11 protein-coding genes are annotated in these 20,656 nt (G+C 61.0%); 3 read left to right on the plus strand and 8 right to left on the minus strand.

Annotated elements, in window-relative coordinates:
- The first annotated feature begins 2 nt into the window (after nucleotides 1-2).
- Together ACOOHD_RS04455 and ACOOHD_RS04460 are read left to right on the plus strand one after the other, a co-directional pair.
- Nucleotides 3-1,061 carry a DUF1611 domain-containing protein gene (locus ACOOHD_RS04455; RefSeq protein WP_420460365.1) on the plus strand — a complete coding sequence of 353 codons (1,059 nt, stop codon included), beginning with the start codon at nucleotides 3-5 and terminating at the stop codon, nucleotides 1,059-1,061.
- 28 nt (nucleotides 1,062-1,089) lie between these two features.
- Entirely contained in the window at nucleotides 1,090-2,139 is a 1,050-nt protein-coding gene (locus ACOOHD_RS04460; RefSeq protein ID WP_420460366.1) for a mandelate racemase/muconate lactonizing enzyme family protein, read from the plus strand.
- A 5-nt stretch (nucleotides 2,140-2,144) separates the two neighbouring features.
- On the opposite strand, the gene ACOOHD_RS04465 is transcribed toward ACOOHD_RS04460, so the two are convergent.
- From ACOOHD_RS04465 to ACOOHD_RS04500, 8 genes are all read right to left on the minus strand, one after another.
- Nucleotides 2,145-3,851, minus strand: a complete 1,707-nt coding sequence (locus ACOOHD_RS04465) for a pseudouridine synthase (RefSeq protein WP_420460367.1) — start codon at nucleotides 3,849-3,851, stop codon at nucleotides 2,145-2,147.
- An 88-nt stretch (nucleotides 3,852-3,939) separates the two neighbouring features.
- Complete coding sequence (locus tag ACOOHD_RS04470) at nucleotides 3,940-5,604, minus strand: CRTAC1 family protein (protein WP_420460368.1); 1,665 nt, start codon at nucleotides 5,602-5,604, stop codon at nucleotides 3,940-3,942.
- A gap of 5 nt (nucleotides 5,605-5,609) precedes the next feature.
- Nucleotides 5,610-6,974, minus strand: coding sequence for a vanadium-dependent haloperoxidase (locus ACOOHD_RS04475; protein WP_420460369.1), 1,365 nt, complete (start codon nucleotides 6,972-6,974; stop codon nucleotides 5,610-5,612).
- On the minus strand, nucleotides 6,961-10,281 hold the full coding sequence (locus ACOOHD_RS04480; protein WP_420460370.1) for a VCBS repeat-containing protein: 3,321 nt from the start codon (nucleotides 10,279-10,281) through the stop codon (nucleotides 6,961-6,963). The genes ACOOHD_RS04475 and ACOOHD_RS04480 overlap by 14 nt, the downstream gene beginning before the upstream one ends.
- A 13-nt stretch (nucleotides 10,282-10,294) precedes the next feature.
- Nucleotides 10,295-12,187 carry a RagB/SusD family nutrient uptake outer membrane protein gene (locus ACOOHD_RS04485; RefSeq protein WP_420460371.1) on the minus strand — a complete coding sequence of 631 codons (1,893 nt, stop codon included), beginning with the start codon at nucleotides 12,185-12,187 and terminating at the stop codon, nucleotides 10,295-10,297.
- An 11-nt stretch (nucleotides 12,188-12,198) separates the two neighbouring features.
- Nucleotides 12,199-15,384, minus strand: a complete 3,186-nt coding sequence (locus ACOOHD_RS04490) for a SusC/RagA family TonB-linked outer membrane protein (RefSeq protein WP_420460372.1) — start codon at nucleotides 15,382-15,384, stop codon at nucleotides 12,199-12,201.
- 219 nt (nucleotides 15,385-15,603) lie between these two features.
- On the minus strand, nucleotides 15,604-16,911 hold the full coding sequence (locus ACOOHD_RS04495; protein ID WP_420460373.1) for a M14 family zinc carboxypeptidase: 1,308 nt from the start codon (nucleotides 16,909-16,911) through the stop codon (nucleotides 15,604-15,606).
- Nucleotides 16,912-16,920: 9 nt separating this feature from the next.
- Complete coding sequence (locus ACOOHD_RS04500) at nucleotides 16,921-17,805, minus strand: 3-keto-disaccharide hydrolase (RefSeq protein ID WP_420460374.1); 885 nt, start codon at nucleotides 17,803-17,805, stop codon at nucleotides 16,921-16,923.
- A 76-nt stretch (nucleotides 17,806-17,881) separates the two neighbouring features.
- Between ACOOHD_RS04500 and ACOOHD_RS04505 the strand changes: the two genes are divergently transcribed.
- Nucleotides 17,882-20,635 (plus strand): ATP-binding protein, encoded by a 2,754-nt coding sequence (locus tag ACOOHD_RS04505; RefSeq protein WP_420460375.1) that lies wholly within the window; start codon nucleotides 17,882-17,884, stop codon nucleotides 20,633-20,635.
- Nucleotides 20,636-20,656: the final 21 nt, after the last annotated feature.

Here is a 20,656-nt window from a genome sequence, read left to right on the forward strand (position 1 = left end):
CCATGCCAACCACCCCCCTAGACGGCCCCGCAGTCGTGTACTGCGAAGGTGCCTTCAATACCCCCAACGGCAAGACCGCCCACGGCCTTGCCCGTTTCACCTACCGGTATACTGTCCTAGCCATCATCGATAGCCGCTACGCCGGACAGGACAGCGGCGAGGTGCTCGACGGTAAACCGAACGGAATCCCAGTAGTGGAAAATCTGGAAGAGGCGCTGCAGTTTGATCCGGCCTACTTCGTCATCGGACTGGCCCCGGATGGTGGTCGCCTACCCGCCGCCGGTCGCCGGGCCGTAGCCGAGGCCATTGCCGCCGGGCTCAACGTGGATAGCGGCCTGCACGACTTCGTCCACAAGGATGCCGGTCTGATGGCTGCCGCCCGCGCGCACGGGGTGCAGGTACGCGATATCCGTATGACGCCGGACCGCGATCAGCTGCACTTCTTCACCGGTGAGATCGAGCAGGTGGACTGCCTTAAACTGGCCGTACTGGGTACCGACTCCGCCATCGGCAAGCGTACCACGGCCTGGCTGATCGTGCAGGGACTCCAGCGGGCCGGGCGCGGTGCGCAGATGATCGCCACGGGTCAGACCGGCTGGATGCAGGGGGCGAAGTATTCCATGATCATGGATAGCTGCATCAACGACTTCGTATCGGGCGAGATCGAGCACGCCGTGGTAAGCGCCTACCGTAACGAACAGCCGGACGTGATCGTCATCGAGGGGCAGGGCTCGCTTATGAACCCCGCCTATCCGGGCGGCTTCGAAATTTTGGCGGCGGGCCGGCCGGACTTCGTAATCCTACAGCACGCCCCTACCCGCAAGGAGTACGATGGTTTTCCTGGCTACCGACTTCATAGCCTACCCGAGCAGATCAATGCCATCAAAGTAGTCTCCGGCCGCGAGGTGCTGGCAGTGACCCTCAACCACGAGGGGCTACGCAAGGAAGGGATCCCCGCTGCCTGCCGGGCCGTAACGGAGCAGACCGGTCTACCGTGCTACGACGTACTGGCGGATGGTGCGGGTGAATTGGTGGACCTAATCATGAGCAAACTCCACTGATCGATACTCGCCCGCCTACCTTCACCGCATGAAGATCACCCACGTCGAGTACGAGCGCTACGAGTTGGAACTTACCGAGCCCTATACCATTGCTTACCAGACCATCGGTGCGGCTACGAACTTCGTGCTGCGGCTGCATACGGATACGGGGCTGGTAGGTTACGGCTGTGCGGCGCCCGACCTGGTGGTCACCGGGGAACTGGCCGCCGATGTGGAGTCGGCTATTACCACGCTAATTGCACCCGCGCTTGCCGCCCAAAACCCCTTTCATTACGCCCGCCTGCTCGAGGAGCTGCGCCTTAGTCTGAAGAGCTCCGCCCTGGCTATGGTCGATGCCGCCCTCTACGATCTGGTGGCAAAGGCCGCTGGCGTACCGCTGTACGAATATTTGGGGGGCTTCCGGTCTGAGATCGCTACTAGCATCACGATCGGTATCCTACCGGTAGCCGAAACGCTGCGCCGGGCGCGGATGTACGTGACCGACGGCTTCGAAATTCTTAAGATCAAGGGCGGGTTGGATTACCAGCAGGATATTGATCGACTAAAGTTAATCCGCCAGTATTTTCCCAAAATTACATTACGATTTGACGGTAACCAGGGCTATAGCCTGGACCAGGCACTGCGCTTCATTAGTCTGGCCCAACCCCTGGGCATCGAGATCCTGGAGCAGCCCACTAGCATTGATGAGGAGGCCGTGATGGGCACGCTGACCCGCGATTCTCCCATTGCCGTGATGGCAGATGAGAGTCTGAAAACGCTCACCGATGCCTTCCGCCTCACCCAGCACGAGCTGACGGACATGATCAATATTAAAATCCAGAAGGTCGGCGGTATTTGGGCGGCTACGCACATCAATTCGGTAGCCAAATCAGCGGCTAATGAGGTGATGATCGGCTGTCTGGATGAGTGTGGGCTTGGCATTGCCGGCGGCCTCCACTTTGCCCTGAGCCGGCCGAATATTCTCTACGCCGACCTGGACGGCCACCTCGATTTTGTCGATGACCCCTTTCGGGACCTCTTTACCCTTGAGCGTGGTATTCTACGGCCGAATGGGCTTCCGGGCCTGGGGCGCAAGTAGCAGTATCAGGTTGGCGAGTACGCAGGTGCAAAGGGCGCTGGTACAATGAACGATAGCGCTTGCTTGGTCACCGGATGCGTGAACTCCAGTAGCTCAGCGTGGAGGTGAAGGCGGTCTCCCGGTTGCCCGTAGAGGTCATCGCCCACGATGGGCGCGTTGAGTCCTTCCGGGTGGGCGGCGTGGACGCGCAGTTGATGGGTGCGGCCGGTCACGGGCCAAAAGTGGACGGTCGTAGTTTGGGCGGTTCTTGCTACCACCTCCCAGTGCGAGCGGGCGGATTTACCGTGGGTGCGGCAGACGATCTGACGGGGCCGGTCCTCCAGATCGCCGCGTAAGGGCAGGTCGATGGTGCCACTGTTGCCCGAAACCTGACCCTCCAAGATGGCCACGTACCGCTTGCTTACGGAGCGCTTGAAAAATTGCCGCTGGAGCAGCTTGTGGGCCTCCTTTGTTTTGGCTAGTAGCAGGAGCCCACTGGTGGACATATCCAGCCGGTGCACGATGAGCGGCCCGGTGGCCTCGGGATAGCGGGCACGGATTCGGCGCTGCACGGAATCGCCAATGCGCTTGCCGGGTACGCTGAGTAGGTCGGCCGGCTTGTCGATCACCAGTATAGCGTCATCCTCGTAGATGACATATATGGTGGTGTCGGCTCCCGGATTTTTAAGAAGTGGGTTCGGATCGGTCGGTAAACCCTGTAGCATATGCCCTAGGATTGGCTCGCACTTGCCCCGGCAGGCGGGGTAGAAGTGGCCGTGCTTACGGATGGCGGAGCTGGGTGACTCCCCCCACCAGAATTCGGCGAGTGCCAGGGGCTTCAGTCCACGTCGGTAGGCAAACTGCAGCAGCTTGGGGGCGGCACACTCGCCGGCTCCGGCGGGCGGAATGCCCAACACCGTCTCGCGAAATATGCTACCTAAGGATCGATCCTTTCCCATCGCATCCAGAAAGGTGTACTGCTCGAAGATGCGCTCCTGTAGTGAAGCAGATAGGGAGGCTCGTGCGTCCAGTAAGTACTGGAGGATGCAGTTATACTCATCCAAAGTTTTCTTTTTTTGTTCCGCCTGAAAGCTCATCATGCAACGCATATCCTTCAATCCAAAACTCTCCCTAATACTTTCCTCCCGTAGCTTCTCCTCTAGTTTTTGCAAGTCTACGGTGCTGAGATCCCGGGCGGCAGTGCGCTGGACTTTCCTCCGCTGTTTTCCCTCCTTGACTTTCTTCCGCTCGGCGGCAAGTTCTGCTTCCATCCGCGCTAGAATAGCGGTGTGAGCTGCCGTAGCCTCCCGGTACTCGGGGGATTCGCGTAGCGACTCGATCCGTAGGGTGAGCTCATGCACCTCAATCTCGCCGGCCTTGTAAAACCCATCCGGCACCAGTAGATCGAACACCGGTGGCACAAATCCCGGCAAATGGTTGCTATCCGCGAGCTTGCCGGAGTAAGCAGCCAGGTAGCCCAGGCTGCCCTCCGCGCTCCTCACCACCAGCACCCCGAACATCTTTCCCCGCCCCCCGGTCGGCCGCTCCGACGCTAGCCCGAAGTCATACTCCCACTCTTGCTGCGTAGGCAAATATTCCTGTAGGTCGGCCGCCGCGGCCAGCGCCAGCGGATGCGGTCGGTAGTAAAATGGGTAGGTGAAGCGGGGTGGGGGAGCGGCCCCCCCGCCGGCCCCCGCCGGTAGCGCATGCAGATACGCACTCAGGTCTGACATACCGCAAAGGTAAACCTAGCTCCTGTCCCTTGCGCTCTACCTCTGTGCACCCCTCCGTGTGGCCGCTAGGCCATCTGTGGTGAACCATTCACGCCCTGCTCCAATACCAAACACCAAAACCTGCAATAACCAACAAACCTGCACCGAGCCATACCGTCCACTTACCAGCAACTTCACTTACCACCTCTTCCTGCACCACCTCCAGCACCCCATTCACCGCCTGTCCCACCAGCAGCTGCTCCTGCCCCCCGTTCCACACCACCAGCACGGAGTCCACTACCGCAGCATCCCCCAGCCCAAAGTGCAGCAGCCGCGAGTTCTGCGAAATGTGGCTCGAACCGCCCCCGTCTACCTCCTGTAGCATCCTGCGGCCCCGGCTGAAGACCGTCACGCGCGAGCCGATGCCGCTTGCCTCCGCCTGCCGCCCGCGTAGCCTGACCTTTAGCCAGTTGCCGGTGGTGCCCTCGTTGCGCCACAGCCGGGTCACGGAGGCCACCGGGTAGCCCTCCAGTACCGGACCCTGACTCACAGCTAAAATATCGAGGTCTCCGTCGTTCTCCAAATCGAATACTACCGAGCCCCGGCCGATCCCATAGTCTGCCAGTCCTACCGCCCGGGCCCGCTCCTCAAATACTCCGCGGCCGTCGTTCTCGAAGTAGAAATTGGCCATGGGCACGCAGTTGGGATTCAGATCGCCGTTGGAGACGAACAGGTCCAGGTCCCCGTCGTGGTCGAAATCAGCAAAGTTGGCCCCCCAGCTGATGGACACGTAGTTCATGCCCCGCTCTTTGGCCACATCCCGAAACTTGCCACCACTCGCGTCGGCCAGCATCATCCGGTTGAATTTGATGTTGGTGACGTAGTAGTCGAGCCACCCGTCCCCGTCCACGTCACCGCCGGCCGAGGCCATGGAGTTGATGCGCAGGTCGAGCCCTTCCTGCTCAGCGACATCCCGAAATTCTTCCCGGGGGTACTGGTTTTGTAGCAGCAGGTCCGGCGTGGCCTTGTAGCCGAAATCATGGTTTACTAGTAGATCCTGGTCCCCGTCGTTGTCGTAGTCCGTAAACAGCCCCCCGAAGCCGAAGCCGCGGTGTGTAAGACCGTACTCGGCGTAGACGTCCACGAAACGCTCCCCCGCATCGTTCAGTAGCAGGTAGCCCTTCGCCGTCTGGGTGGCCCCCACGATGGTGGCGTCGCTGATGTGGTCGAGCGTCTCCTCGTAGCCCACGAAGTAGTTGCCGACGTAGAGGTCCGGCCAGCCATCGTTGTTGAAATCACCGAAGCTGCCCCCGGTGCTGAAGCTATACAGCGGCCGCAGTCCGTACGCATCGGTTGCATCGCGGAAGTGGCCCCCCGCTTCTCCCAGTAGCAGGAGGTTGCGCGCCCGGGGGATGATCTGCAAACTGTCGCGGGAGGTGATCGTAGTGATGAATAAATCCTGGTAGCCATCCCGATTGACGTCCGCGCTCACCGCGCCCTGGGTTACGAAGTGACGGGTGATGCCCAGTCCCGCCTCCTCCAGCACATCGGTAAGCGTGCCGTCCCCGTTATTGCGCAGCAACTGATCGTCGGCCAGCCCCCCGGTCACGTACACGTCCTCGTAGCCATCCCCGTTGTAGTCCAGCACGCAGGCTCCACCGCCGAAGAGCCCCTCGTGTACCCGGTACTGGTGAACGATACCGGCTGAGTCCGTAACGTCGGTGAAGGTGGTCTGTGCCGGTAATGCCAGGTTCAAGCAAAGCAGCGCGACCAAAAGCTTTAATTGCGCCACTGCAAGCCATTGACGTGCCGACCGATATCCGCCCCCCGCTCCAGCCCCCGCTCGTTATCCTGCGGGGTATGGATGCCCCCGTAGAAGCGGGAGTCGGCCACCTCCCGCGCCAGCTCACTCAATCTGGTATAGTTGCGGGTACGAAATTCCACGTCCCGCACCACGTCCCGCTGCCGGCCCTCGTGGGAGGCATCCATCAGCACGTGGTCATCACCGTGTAGATCCATTAGCACCTCCGCCGCCGCCGCCGCCTGCACCGCATGGCCCGAAGGAAAGGCCGGGAAGGGCGGATCGGGCCAGAAGGACTCCCACTCGGCATCGATGTGGGCCGCAATGAAGGTATTAGGCCGCTCCGAAAACACCTCAAACTTCCAGCGCCAGCAGTTGATGAAGGCGTCGGCTACCGCTATTCCGGTCCGGGCCAGGGTTTCGGCGCAGCTGATCAGGGAGGCCCCCTCCTGCTCGAGTATCATGGTAGCTAGGTAGTAGGAGTGCCCGGGCGGGGTGAACGTCTCGGCCGGATCGTCACCCCACCACAGCGCGGCCTCCTTCTCGGCCTGGGTAAGGGTGCGCCCCTTATCGTACACGGACCGAAACTGCGCGTAGTACGGCGATCCCGGCACGGTGTCGAAAGCGATGAAGGCCGGTGCCGCCATACCGTAGTTCGCCGGTACGAAGGGGCGGTTCGTGCCCCAGGCGGGATGTAGCGGATGGTGAGAGAACGACTGGGCGTAGAGCGGCGGCTGCCACCCCCCGGGCCGCTGCGGGTGCACCAGCGCCTTATCGAAGTTGCGCAGGTAGGCGCGGTGCCCTCCGTCGGATTTTGACCACTCGTAGATCATGCTGGCCAGCCTACCTCCGTAAGCGACCGACAGTTTGATCGTGGGTTGATCCACCTCCCGGCTTCGGGACTGTACGATGCGCCGTTCCAGGCTGTCGATGCGGGCTATATTCCCCGGTGAAGTCTGTTGGTACAAGTCACGAAGCATCGCTGCCTGCGCCGCATTGAGTACCAAGGCCCAGTCGTAGGGAGCGTCGGGATTGGGTACCGGTAGGTGGTCCAGTCCACTGAGCTGTCCCACCAGCGAGCGGTGATCGGGCGAGCCGTGCACCACGCTTTCGTACATGGTCACCCCCAGATAGCCGAAGCAGCGTGAGGCGTAGGTCGGCGAATTACCGGGGGTGTCCTTCGTGATGTCCAGACTCAGCCGGGCCCAGGCCAGAGCAATCTCGCTATCGGTGTACGTAGGCGCGCGTTCACAACCCAGTACCAGGAGTGTCAGCAGCAGGGTCAGACGGGCGGCCCCGATAGCTATCGGGGGCAGGTGCAGGCTTAGGTTATAGCGCATCATCCCGCAGTTGGTAGCCCACCACCGCCTCGCCGTAGCGCGCAATCAGCAGCCGATTTCCGATTCGTACCACACTGCGTACATCACCCCGGAGGTGAAAGCCTGAGGCGGAGGGCGGCAGGTAGCTGAACCCCCCGTGGCCATCACCAAGTAGCAGCGCACCACTGTTTGCTAGGCTCGGTCCCCAGCGGGGTTTCGCGCGGCTCTCGTTGCCGGCCAGCAGCAGGTCCGCATGGCCGTCGCCATTGGCATCGAGTACGGTGATGGTATGCACCGGCGCGTACTGGGCTTCGGTGGGCAACTGAAGCGGCTGCAGCTTTCCCCCCGAGGGGGTGCTTAGTAGTACGGTGGTGCTCAGTTCCGTAGCACGTAGCGGTTCGGTGGTGTGTTCCAGTAGCCCTAGAACCTCATCCCGGTCCGCCGCGGCGTAGGCAGCGTAGGTGGTGTAGCTGCGGCGCAGGCCGGAGAGCTGCCCCAGTAGTTCGTCACGGGTAGCGTCGGGGTAGCTGCGTCCATCAATGTGGGTAAAGAGTAGCGGATCGACCGAGCCGTTGCCATCTACGTCGTCCGTGGTAAGTTCCAGGGGGGTACTGGGACCGGCTGCCAGTAAATTGTTGGTCCCCTCGTTGCCGAGTATTAGATCGGGCCGACCGTCTTCATTCAGGTCCGCGACGGCCAGTGACTTCCACCAGCCACTAGGGGCCGTGTCAAGATAGCGATCGGTTACCTCCGTTACCTCCTCCCCGGTGATTGAGAATACGCGTACGGGCATCCATTCCCCCACCATAATGAGCTCTACGCTTCCGTCACCGTCTAGATCACTCCAGGCTGCATCGGTGATAAGTCCCTTTCCCGCCCAGTCGGCGGGCAGGGATACTGGCTTATAGCCCCCAGTGGCCTGTCGACGCAACACCTGGCTCGGTGCGCTCAGGGGATAACTGCCCGGCAGGACCCCTCCACCGACGAAGATCAGGGGGGACTCCCCCCCAGCCAGGGTAGTTGCGGCTACTGCGGCAGTCGGTTGGGTCCGGTGGGGGAGTAGCTTCTCCGCCTGCCTAAAGATGCCCTCCCCCTCATTGAGGTAGATGACATCCTGAAAGCTCGGATCGTCCGCCTCAAGGTCGTGGTACCCGCCGTGGGCCACGTAGATGTCCTCATCGCCATCGCCATCTGCATCCAGGCTAACTAGGTCAGTGACAATTCCCGCATTTACATCCGCCAGGGGAGTAGCGACCGTGGCAAAGCTACCCCTGGCGGTCTGGGCGTAGTACCGGGTAGGGGTCTCAGCGTCTCCTCCCACCAGGTAGTCCGCCCGGCCATCCCCCGTCAGGTCTACGGCCAGTGTCACGGGGCCCACCGCAGAGAGTTGGCGGGGCAGTAGGGCCTGCCGGTCGAGATCGTCGGTGCGGGCAGCCGCGTGCCGGTACGGAACGGGCGAATCAATCAGTAGTTGCACGAGAGCGGACGTACGGGCTACGGGTGGTAGCGTATCGTGTCGTACGGCGTCAGCGTACCGGACACAAATCCGTTGGTTTGACTCCACCGCATCGAGGCGTTGCGACTTACCATCCGGCCACCTGACCACTAAGCTTTGCACCTGCGCACCGCCGCCGCCCCATCCAAAGTGCAAGGTAGGGGGGCCGGAGGATAGGTAGCCCCGATTAGGGTAAAAGGACTGAACCTGCTGACCCTCAGTAGTCTGTAGCTTGATACTGGTACCTATTCCGGAGGGGTTTTCGGGGGGACCGGCTAGATCGATTTGTAGGTAGTGGGTACCGGTGGTGTGGTTTTGGTAGAGGAGGGCGGGGCGGTTGATGGTATTGACCACTAGGTCTAGGTCGCCGTCGTTGTCGAGGTCAACGGCTACGGCACCGTTGCTATTGGAGGGCAGTTCTAGGCCCCAGTCGGAGGTGACGTTCCGAAAGCCACGGCCCGACTGATTACGAAATACGGTATTCGACACCGCGGAGGAGGGCATCTCGTGCAGCAGCTCCAGTACCTCGCTGCGTTGCAGCCGGCCTCGCTTAGCGACGAAGTCATTCATGTATTTGATGAAATCCTGATTGGTGTAGTCCCGCAGGTAGCCGTTGGTGACGTGGAGGTCCTTGAACCCGTCGTTATCGAGATCGGCCAGCAGGGCCGACCAGCTCCAATCGGTCGTTGCCACGCCGTAGAGCTGTCCGGTCTCGGCGAAGGAGCCGTCGCCGCGACTGAGGTGCAGCATGTTGCGCATCGTCTGGGGGGCGAAACAACTGGCGGAGTTGAGGGCGTGGCGGGGACGGTTATCGTCGGCCATCAGCAGCTTACGGCGGCGGTTATCGGCCGGCAGCATGTCGAGGGTGAAGAGGTCGACGAGTCCGTCATTGTCGATGTCGGCCGCATCACTTCCCATGGAGTAGTGGCTGCTCTGCCCGAGGCGGTCGGCGAGCTCATCGCGAAAGGTGCCGTCGCCCCGGTTGATGTAGAGGTAGTCGGGTACCTCGTAGTCGTTGGAGACATAGATGTCCGGCAGTCCGTCGCCATTGAAGTCTTCCAGCGCTAGACTCAGGCCGTAGCTGAGGGCGGAGCCGTTGAGGCCGGCAGCTTCGGTGACGTCGACGAAGGTACGGTCATCGTTGCGCAGTAGGCGCAGGCCGCGCTCCGGGTCGGGCTGGGCCAGTAGTTGCCGGGTCTTTTCGACATTCAGGATGGGGAGCGACTTCGGATTGTGGTTGAGGAGCAGCGCGTCGAGGTCCCCATCTCCGTCGTAGTCAAAGAAGTAGGCCTGATTGGTGAAGCCGGGGCTGTCGAGTCCGTAGGCGGCAGCCTCCTCGGTAAAATATGGAGTGCCCCCATCGTCTGTTCCCTGATTGATGAGGAGCTGGTTACGCCGCTTGTCCGCGGGCAGCATACCGGAGTAGGAGAGGTAGATGTCGGGCCGTCCGTCGGTGTTAATGTCTACGATGCTGACCCCGGTTTGCCAGGGACCGGGCCGTCCGCCGGCACCGGCAGCTACCGTGACGTCCTCGAAGTGCCAATCACCGCGATTGAGGTACAGGGCGTTGCCCGTCATATTGGCGGTAAAGTAGAGATCGGCAAACCCGTCGCCGTCGAAGTCCGCCGTAGCGACGCCGCCGCCGTTGTAGAAGTATTCGTAGACCAGAATATTGGTGTTAGGACCTTCGGTGAGGGTGTTAGCGAAGGCGACGCCAGTCTGGTCCGGACCGAGCAAGGTGAACCGTGGAATGGGGTCAGGCGGCGCTAGGTCCGGCCCGCAAGCTGCGGCCAGGCTCAACAGCACGACCATTCCTATCCACTGCCTATCACCCATTCCCCCTAAGCTACTAAAATCCGGGGTTTTGGACCAGGGCGGGATTGCGGTTGATCTCGTCGCGGGTGATGGCCCGGAAGTACATCTTATCCACCCAGGCGCGGCTTTCGTTCTCGGTATTGACCGCCACGTTGTAGATGTAGTTGTACACCGAGGGGTCGTACTTATAGGGGACGCGGGGTTGCTGACCGGGTTTGAGCTCGGCGCGGATGTCGATGGTCTCGATGAGTTCGCCCTGCGTTTCTTCGGCGATGAGCCAGCGGCGGACGTCGTGGTAGCGGTGCTCCTCGTAGGCCAGTTCGATGCGGCGTTCGTTGCGGTAGCGGTCGCGTAGGGCATCGCCGCTTTCGGTGACGGCGGGTAGGCCGACCCGGTAGCGAATTTGATTCAGCCAGTTGCGGGCCTCTTCCTCCTCGCCGAGTTCGATGCTGGCCTCTACGTAGTTGAGTACCAGCTCGGTGTAGCGGATGAAGGGCCAGGGGATGACCTGGGCGCTCGACTGGTTGTCACGCAGGGCCGGATCCGGGTCGATAAATTTACGTACGTAGTAGTGGGTGCGGCTACCGTTCCAGTTTTCGACGGGGCTTTCACGGGTGTCGACGCCGGGGATGGTGCCACCGCTGCCGTCATCGTAGTAGCCGGTCTGGATCTCGTCGTAGGGCTCGATGCCCTCTACGTCGCTGGGCCGGGGCTTCCAGTCCGCCCCATCGTACATAATGCTGACGTAGAAGCGCGGGTCGCGATCGGTGTAGGGGGCTTCGGCGTGATCTGGGTTATCCCAGTCGAAGCTCGACCCATCCATCATCTCGTAATCATCGACCAATTGTTGGATGGGCGTGTTGCCCGCCCAGTTGTGGTAGCCGTTCGGACCGTTGTTGATTCCGAAGTGGATGGGGCCGAGGGGCCAGTTGCTCTCCTGGGTGTAGAGGGGGGTAGCAGTGCGCTGTAGGATCAGCTCCACGGCCGCGGCGGCATCGCCCACACTACTTCCCCCGCCCATGGCAATGGAGAGGTAGTTCTGCCGACCGGCTTCTGCGGACACCGGCTCGCTCAGCCCCAGCTTGTACCCGCTACCTGCGTCGAGCCCCGCACGGGCGGCGTCCCGGGCGGCCTGCCAGCGGGCGGTGCGGTCTCCGTCGGTGTAGGCAAAGATCTCCGGGCTGGCGTAGCCCGCTAGGGTAGCGGATGCGGCCGCGGCGGTCGGGGCGTGGTGCAGATCGCTAGCCGCGTAGAGGAGGATGCGCGACTTCAGGGCCAGCGCGCTTAGGCGGGAGGCCCGGCCGGGGGTTTCGCCCTTACCCTCCAGCAGGCGGGCGGCCTCGTCGAGGTCGGCGACGATGAAGTTGACGGTCTCCTCCCAGCTTGCCCGTTCCAGGGTGTAGTCTTCGCCCAGGCCGTAGGGGCGATCCACGAGGGGTGCCCCGCCATAGAAGCGCGCCAGTTGGTGGTAGTAATAGGCCCGGAGGAAGTGGGCCTCACCCAGGAGGCGGTCGCGCAGTTCCGGGTTATCAAAGGTAGCCTCGGGAAGTTCCTGTAGGGCGATATTAGCCTGGCGGATGGCCAGGTACATATTGTCCCACTGGTAGGTGGGGCTCATCCAACCTGTGTTGGTAGGGTCCTCCGTACCCTCAGTGAAGGTGTTGATGTTGCGACCCGCGTGGGTGAACATTGCCTCATCGGTGATGGAGGCCAGCATCTGCTCCTCGAAGCCGCCGTAGCCCAGGAAGGAGTACACGTTGAAGATAAACGCTTCGCTCAGCGCCGGATCGGCCCAGGTGGCCTCGCTGGAGATGGCATCAAGGGGCTCGGTGCTGAGAAAGTCCGTACTACAGGCCGAAATAAGGAGCCCCGCAAGGAGCAAGCCGGCCGCGGTCAGACGCTGAAGGCAGTGGTAGAGAGGGTTCATGATCGAGCAGATTAGAAAGTCAGATTTAGGCCCAGATTAATGATGCGGCTCTGGGGGTAGTACACCCCGCTACCAGTGGTGGTCTCGGGATCAAAAAAGTCAAGCTTGGAAAAAGTGATCAGGTTGAGGCCGTTGGCGTAGGCGCGTAGACTCCCGACGCGGAAGCGGTCGGTGAGCGTGGCCGGTAGGGTATAGCCGATCTCGGCGTTTTTGAGTCGTACGTAGTTTTTGCTGAACAGCCAGTAGGTATTCTGTCCGTAGCTACCGCCGGTATAGTAGGTATCGCCGCGGCTGGCCAGGCGGGGGTGCTCGCTGCTGGGATTATCGATGCGCCAGCGGTTCTCGTAGCTGTACTGAAGGTAGTTGCCGATGTCACCGCTCTCGGTCTGTACCCGGAGGGATGCACCCCGGGCCCCCTGGAAGAGGATATTGAGGTCGAAGCCGGCGTAGCTCGCCGTTAAGTTTGCGCCAAAGTTCAGCGTAGGCGTGCCGTTATCGTCGATGCGCACGCGGTCGTCGCCGTTGATGATGCCATCGCCGTTGACGTCCTCGAACTTCATGTCACCGGGTAGTAGCCGACCGGTCACGGCGCTGTAGTCGATCTCGTTGGCGTCGATCTCGGCCTGGTCACGAAATACCCCGTCGGACTGGTACACCAGGAAGGCGCCGATGGGCTTACCCTCCATGCGCTGGTAGTCGGGGGCGCCGGGGATTTCATCCATAAAGACCACCTTGTTCTTAGCGTAGCCGCCGTTGACGCCGAAGCGCCACTGGAAGGCACTGCTGGCCACCCCGTTGTAGCCCACGTTCCACTCAAAGCCGCGGTTGTGTACCTCACCGGCGTTGACCGGGGGTAGTAGGCTATTGATGCCCGAGGTGGCGGGGGTGGAGCCGGTCTCCTGGATCAGAATCTGGGAGCGCTTGTTGAAGAAGTACTCCAGGGTCAGGTCTACCCGGTTATTGAGCAGGATGGCGTCCAACCCTATGTTGAAATTATTGGCACGTTCCCAGGTGAAGCTTGGGTTAGCGAGCAGCTGCTCGACCAGGGTGGTCTGGACCACGCTGTTGATGGGGAAGTTTCCGAAGCTGTAGAGAGAAAGAAAGGCGTACTCCTGCAACTGCCCATTGAAAAAGACCTGGTCGTTGCCCATCTGCCCGTAGCTACCCCGTAGTTTGAGGTAGTCGATAGAGGGTACGTTGAAGAAATCCTCGTTCGCGATATTCCAGCCCGCCAACACCCCGGGGAAGAAGCCAAAGCGGTCGCTCTCCGGAAAAATATAGGAGCCGTCGTAGCGAAAGATGAACTCCAGGAGGTACTTGTCCTGGTAGTCGTACTGTGCCCGCCCGTAGTAGCCCAGTCGCGCTCTTTCGTATCCGGAACCGCCAGTTTCCTGCTGCTGGGAGCCCCCGGCGAAGAGCTGATCCACAGCCGGAGAGATATAGTTGCGGCGGTAGGCGAAGTAGTTATCGCCGGTGAAGGTCTCGCGGGTCACGCCGGCCATCAGTCCGATGGAGTGTCCGCTGCCTACTTCCGTGTCATAGTTCAGCCGGGCTGAAAGATTGGTGTTCAGTACGTTGGAGTTGCTCTGCCGTAGCCGCGGATCGGTAAAATTGCTGCGGGTGGCGGCCTCCAGCTGGGGCGTCTCACCGTCGGCCTCGTAGCTGACCCGGTCCCAGTAGTAGAGTTGCCAGGGGGTTTCCCAGCGTTTGACCTGGCTGTTGGTATGGTCTACTGCGGCTGAGAGGGTAAGGGCAAGTCCTTTAACCCAGGGATTTGTGAGCTCAAGGGAGCCGTTGGTCTGAATAAAATCCGTAGGCTCGTCCTGGTAGCCAGTGGCGTTAGTCGTGATGACGTAGGGGTTTTGTCCGTTCTCGATGTCGGGGCCCGGTAGTCCGTTAGGCCACACTTCCGGCTCGGTGGGCCGGCCGCGCATCAGCATGCGGAAGATGGCATTAGCATTCTGGGTAGGGTAGCGGCGATCCTCCCGGCGCACGGCAATTCCTAGCGACGTTTTGATGTACTGACTGACGTCAGCGTCTAGGTTAAGCCGTAGGTTATACTGCTTGTACTTGGTGGCTGTGTTTTTATAGAAAGCCTCCTGGTTCAGATAGCCTAGGGAAGCGAAATAGCGAAAGCTTTCGCTGCCCCCACGTATTTGCAGCGCATGCCGACTCTGGGGCGCCCAGGTCCTGAAAGCATCGCCGAACCAATCGGTATCGGGGTATCCCCACTTATCGGAGCCCTCGCCGTGAAGGCGTACAGTCTCCGGAGAATAGTTGGCGTTCAGTGTGCCGACACCATCTGTGGGTGAGTTGTAGGTGCCGGTGGTCTGGATAGCATCCCAGGCGGCTTCCCACTCATTGACCGGAATGGACTGGTAGATCGGCAGCTCATTCATGATCGTCGTGTACTGCACCGCGTCGGACATTTTAGGTAGGACCGTTGGTTGTGCCCAACCCTGATTAAAGTCATAACTGACCGTAGGCTTACCCGACACGCCGCGCTTGGTGGTCACCAAAATCGCTCCGTTGGCCGCCCGCGCACCGTAGATGGCCGCAGAGGCGTCTTTTAGTACCGAGATGGAAGCGATGTCCTGGGGGCTCAGCCGGGCCAGGCCGCCGTCCCGATCCGGTACGCCGTCAATCACCACCAGCGGACTACTATTACCAAGCGTGTTCGTGCCCCGAATATTGATCCGCGCATTATCGTTGCCCGGCTCCCCGCTGGGTTGGATCACCACCACGCCCGGTAGGCGGCCGGCTAATGAAACCCCAAGGTTGACGGAGGGCGACTGGAGAAGTTCGGCCCCTTCTACACCGACTACGGCGCCCGTGACGGTGGCCTTACGCTGCTTACCGTAGGCCACAACTACTACTTCGTCGAGGATCTCACCACTGGCGAGGGCCAGGGAGATCTCTCCGGTATCCCCCACCGCAATTTCCTGCGGCGCATACCCGGTATAGCTTACCACCAACGTCTCGGCGGGGTCGGCCTGAATGGAGTAGGTGCCGTCGATATCGGTGACCGTTCCTCGAGTGGTACCCTTGACCTGGACGGTAGCGCCGATGAGCGGATCGCCGGTGCCCTCATCCGTCAACGTACCGGTCACGGTGCGCATCTGGGCGGCAAGGGTAGTCGTAAACAACAGGAAGGCCAGGCACAGGGCGGCCCTTCCAAAAGCGTAAACGTGCTGCATAACCTAGGAGTGTTAAAGCTGATCGACTGTGGCAATCATTCCCGAACGGGAGGTCCGGGGTATGATGCTGGTTATTCGTAGGTTCTCATTTGGGTGGCCAAAGGGACCGGGAGGGGGGGCAGGTAGACCAATTCTGTCGTCTTATGGGCGGTGAATATAGTGCACGATCGATAGAAAGCACGAAACGCTACTGATTTAAATTTTTGCAGTCCCGCCCCCTTAGCGTTTGCTGAGCCGGCCGTCGATCACCGTGGTCAGGAGCGTGCCGTCCGGACCGAAAAACTTGAAGTCCGCCGGCGCTCCGATGTCGAGGGTACCGTCTACTTCCGTGCGCTGACCGGCCGCATCGTAGCGGTAAAAGGCCCCGAAGGTGTGCAGATCGCCGAGGTCGCTGACGTAGGCCGTGCTGGTGAACTCCCGGTAGTCTGGCGTAGCGGTACGCTCGCGGATGCGCAGCCCCACGTCCATGGTATAGGTCTGCCCGTCCCGCTCCACGGCCACGTTTTCTAGGATCACCTCGTGCATACCATTCGACTGGTTTTCGGGGATTTGCCAGTAGTCAGCTATAGGATAGCTTTCGTAGGCTCCGGTGGCGATACCGTGCAGACCGGCGATGAGTCCCAGCAGATTTTGCCGCCTTATGCGCTGCTTCTCCGGGTCACCGGCCAGCCCGCCGGACTCGATCAGGATGGTGCGGGTGCCCCACTTCTGGAGGTTATCCCCAAAGGCCCGGGGCTCGAAGTCGTCGTTGTAGCGGCCCACCTGACCGGGCAGACTGTCCTGCCAGTAGTGGTTCATGAGGGCGATGAGCTGAGCGGCATCTTCCCGTTTTGGTCCCATTGTTTTTTCCCAGTCGTAGGCCGGGGCTAATATCGATAATGCGCAGCCCTTTGCGGCCGGAAACCCTGCGGAGTAATAGATACCCTGATCGTGGAGGTTGAAGCCCCAGGCGGCATCCAGTCGGTCGCGTTCTTCCTTCAGTAGGCGTGCCTCGGGACTGGTGAGGTGGAGGGCGTCGCGGTTAAGGTCGATGCCAAGGGCGTTGCGCCGCTGGTAACGTGCCGCGCCGTCGGGGTTGAGCATAGGCAGGAAGGTGAGGTGTAATTGCTCGCGCAACAGGGTGCGCAGCGAGTCCAGTTCCGGTTCGCCGCCCTCCAACCAGGCAAAGAGATCGAAGAGGGCCGCCGTGGCCGTGGGTTCGTCGCCGTGCATTTGCGACCAGAGTAGCACCTGCGTACCCCCGCCCCCCCAGCTTACGCGCCACAGCGGACGGTCCTCCACCGAACGCCCCGCCGTATCGACGGTAAAACTTTCCGGCAGTGCCCGAATGAGGGGTTCTAGATCAGGTTGTTTGAAACGCCGGGTCGTTATGGTCTCCGTCCGGTAGGTATCCAGGGAGGCCCGCACGGCATCCTCCGCAAAGGGGTGGTAGGGCGGGGACGCAGGTGCAAGGGTGTCAGGTTGGCTCCCAGCTCCACAGTGGAGACTGGTAAGTGCGTAGCACAGCAATAGTATAACTCGTAGCATGGGGCGAACTTACTCACTCAAGTCGAGCAACTCGATGTGGCGAAAGTCGATGCCGTGACTTTCCGCCTGAAGGGCAATGTAGCCTTCGGTGAGCAGTTCCCCCTCCCGGTCGAGCCAGGCCTGGCGGGTGGTGGTAATACCGGCCTGCTGCCAGTCGGCCCCGCCCGGACTGCGGAAGATGAAGCCGCCGCCGATCTGGGGCTGAGTGAACTGTAGTACGGTGTCGCCCTCGATGAGAAAGTCCATGCCCTGCCCGCCGCGTACGACGGCCTCGGCGCGTATCCAGCCGTCCCCGTCGTAGGTAGCGCTGCTGGAGTTGATGCAGTGGCGGTAGTCGATGGTGTCCCCGTAGACGACAGCCGTACCGGGGGTGCAGACGTTGCCGGTGGTACGGGGTTCGCCGTCGCTGAGTCCGCCCAGGAGCTGTAGCTCGATGGAAACCGGGAAGGTCTGGGCCAGCTCGTTACTCTCGGCCGACTGGGAGTGGAACATCACGCCGCTGTTGCGCACGTTCCAGCTCTCGCCCCCGGGTACCTGCTGGCCCACGAAACGGTACTCGAAACGAAACTTGTAGTGGCTGTAGGGCTGGCGGTAATACAGGTGGCCGTAGGCCCCATCAAAGCTGTCGTAGTCCGCGTAGCTCACGCGCAGCATAGAGTCCTGCACGCGAAAGGTGTTGCGAAAATTGACGCCCACCTCCTGACCGGCGAAGTGGGGAGTCCAGCCCGTAAGGTCCCGGCCGTTGAATAGCGACTGCCAGGTGGTGGTAGCTGCTGACGGGGGGGTAGGAGCGGGGGTGGCTGCTACCGCGGGGGGCGGGCTACAACGGGATAGGCAGCTGATGAGGGTGAGAATTAAGACGATACGCAGCGGGTGGTGGGATGCGTTTCTCATATGACAAGCGATCGGGTAAGGACCTAATGTAGGTCAATTTCCGCCCGGGTGGCTATCTTACTTTTTTGTTCGCTTTATGCTCGCCCCGGTGCGTCTGCTTTTTATGCTCATCCTGTGTGCGCTGCTGCCCCCTGAGGGTAGTGCGCAGAATACGTCATTGGCCGGTGCCCGGCTGCTGGCCGGTAGCTGCCTAGTCGATACCACCGGAGGGCTGTCCATTGACGAGGTCAGAGGGCGGCGCGACTGGCTTACGCCCGGTGAACGGGATTACGCACGGCTCACGGACTACTACGTCTGGGCAAAAATAGAACTGGATAATCCCACCGACCATTCGGTAGCCGAACTGCTGCTGCTTAACCGGAATGTTGATAGTGCGTGGGTGTATACGCAGCGCACGGGGGCGAAAATTGAATACCTCGGCCTGCGGACTGCCTCCGGTGATCGGGCACACTACGCCAGTTTACTGCCGGCTACTTACCCGGTGAGTCTGCGTCCGCACGATTCGATGACGGTGTACGCGCGGCTGCACTTCCGCGATCCCTGGCCGCTGGTCACCATTGCCGCGGCCACGCGTCACGAGATGGGGGCGGTCATGAACGCCCAACTCTCCTCCACGGCCTGGCACTTTTTTTACGCCGGTATTATGCTATCGATCAGTCTACTCAGCCTGTTCGTATTCGTGATGTTTCGCGACCGTTCGCTGGTACTGTTTGCCTGGGTGACGCTGAGCTTTGGGGCCTACTTCTTGGTCGTTAACGTCATGACCGACGTGCTGGGCCTTCCCTCGCCCATTAGGGTTGGGATAGGCAGTTTACAGTTGGTGATCACCTCGTTGGTGGTGTCTATGTCGGCCTTCATCGCACGCTTCATACGCCTGCCCTGTACCTACCCGAACTACAATAGACTATACTGGCTGGTGGTACTCCTCACGGTGACCGCGCAGTTTGTGCCCTACCTGCTGGGTTGGCACGTGCTGACGATCTTGCGGCTCGCCAACGCCCTGCTACTCGTGTGGATACTCACCGTGCTGGCTCCCATCCTGGTCATGAGTCACAGGGGGTACCCGGCGGCGCGGCAACTGTTAGTATCCTCGCTCATGCTGGCCCTTCCTGGCCTGGCCTATCTCAGCCAGCTGATGCTGACCAGTGCGCAAAGCAGCTGGTTGCAGTACGGGTTACAGTTCGGTAGCCTCTCCTTCACCGCCGTGCTGGTACGGGCGCTGGCCCGGCAGATCCGCGATATGCGCAGTACGACCGAGCGGCTTACGGAGCAGACGGAGCTCAAATCGCGCTTTTTCGCCAACATTTCACACGAGTTCCGTACTCCACTCACCCTGATTATGAGTCCGCTGGAGCAGTTGCTGGAACGTCACCCGCCGGATCAGGGGGCGGACAACGACCATGCGTTACTCACCCTTGCGCACACCAACGCCAAGCGCCAACTCGAGCTCGTCAACCGTATCCTTCAGCTTTCGCGCCTGGAGGCCGATGCAACCGGGCTGGACCATGCCGTGGTCGACGCGGTGAGCCTGGTGCAGTCTACGGTGGCCGACTTCATCCACCTGGCCGAACAGCGTGAGGTATCCCTGCGGTGCGTCGCTACCCCCCAGCAGATACTCGCACGCCTTGACGCCCAGAAGATCGAGGACGTGTTGCTCAATCTCATCACCAACGCCATCAAATTTACCCCCGCTGGTGGTGCGGTAACGGTCAGGGTAGGGGAGCGGGGCAGCGATGTGCAGATTGCGGTCTGCGATACGGGAGTAGGAATTAGCCAGGCGCAGCTTTCCACTATCTTCGAACGTTTTTTCCGGGCCCCGGATGCCGAACGCGGGCAGGTGGAGGGTACTGGCCTGGGGCTGTCGTTGGTCAGAGAATTGGTACGTCTGCACGGGGGTACGGTCCGGGTAGCGAGCCAGGTAGGGGAGGGCACTACCTTCACGGTTGAGCTCCCGAATGCCGTGGTGACCGACGAGGCGTGGGAAGCCCAGCATGACTCAGTCGTCGATGGAATGAATTCTTCAGCGGCGCTTCCTGCGACGGAAAAGATTGCCGCGCAGGAGGAGGAGGAGGATTGGCCGCTGCTCCTGCTCGTAGAGGACAGTGCCCCGCTGCGCGAACTACTCCAACTCACCCTACAGCACGGGTATCGGATTACCGAAGCGGAGGACGGACGGGCCGGACTCCTCGCCGCTAAACAGCTACACCCCGATCTCATCATCAGTGACGTGGCTATGCCGGGCATGGACGGCTACGAACTGGTAGAGGCCATCAAGCAGGATGTGGAGGTAAGTCACATACCGGTCATCCTGCTTACTGCCCGTGCCGGTAGCGAGGACCGGATCAGTGGACTGCGGGTAGGAGCGGATGCTTACCTTACTAAACCCGTCAATCACCGGGAATTACTGGCCCGGGTGACGAACCTGCTCGAATCGAGAAAATTGCTGCGGCAGCGCTATGCCACCTCCATTGCGCTCAAGCCCGCGGAGGTGACTACTACGCCGGCAGACTCGGACTTTTTGCAGCGGTGTATGGACGTGGTGGAAGCCCACCTGAGCGAGGAAAAGTTCCGCGTGGCTGATCTGGCCGGTGCCGTAAGTATGAGTCCGGCCAGTCTGAACCGGAAGCTGCGGAGTCTACTGGATCAATCTACCAATCAGTTCATCCAGTCGGTGCGGCTACAGCGGGCCCATGATCTGCTGACCACCAGTGCGGCGGTGACCGTAGCTGAGGTGGGCCACGCCACCGGCTTTAGCAGCACGACGTATTTTGTGAGGGTGTACCGGGAGAAGTATGGGGAGACGCCGGGGAGTGTGCTGAAGGGGATTTAGGGACACAGAGTTTTAGGGAGG

Source organism: Neolewinella sp. (genome assembly GCF_965214665.1).
GTDB lineage: Bacteria > Bacteroidota > Bacteroidia > Chitinophagales > Saprospiraceae > Neolewinella.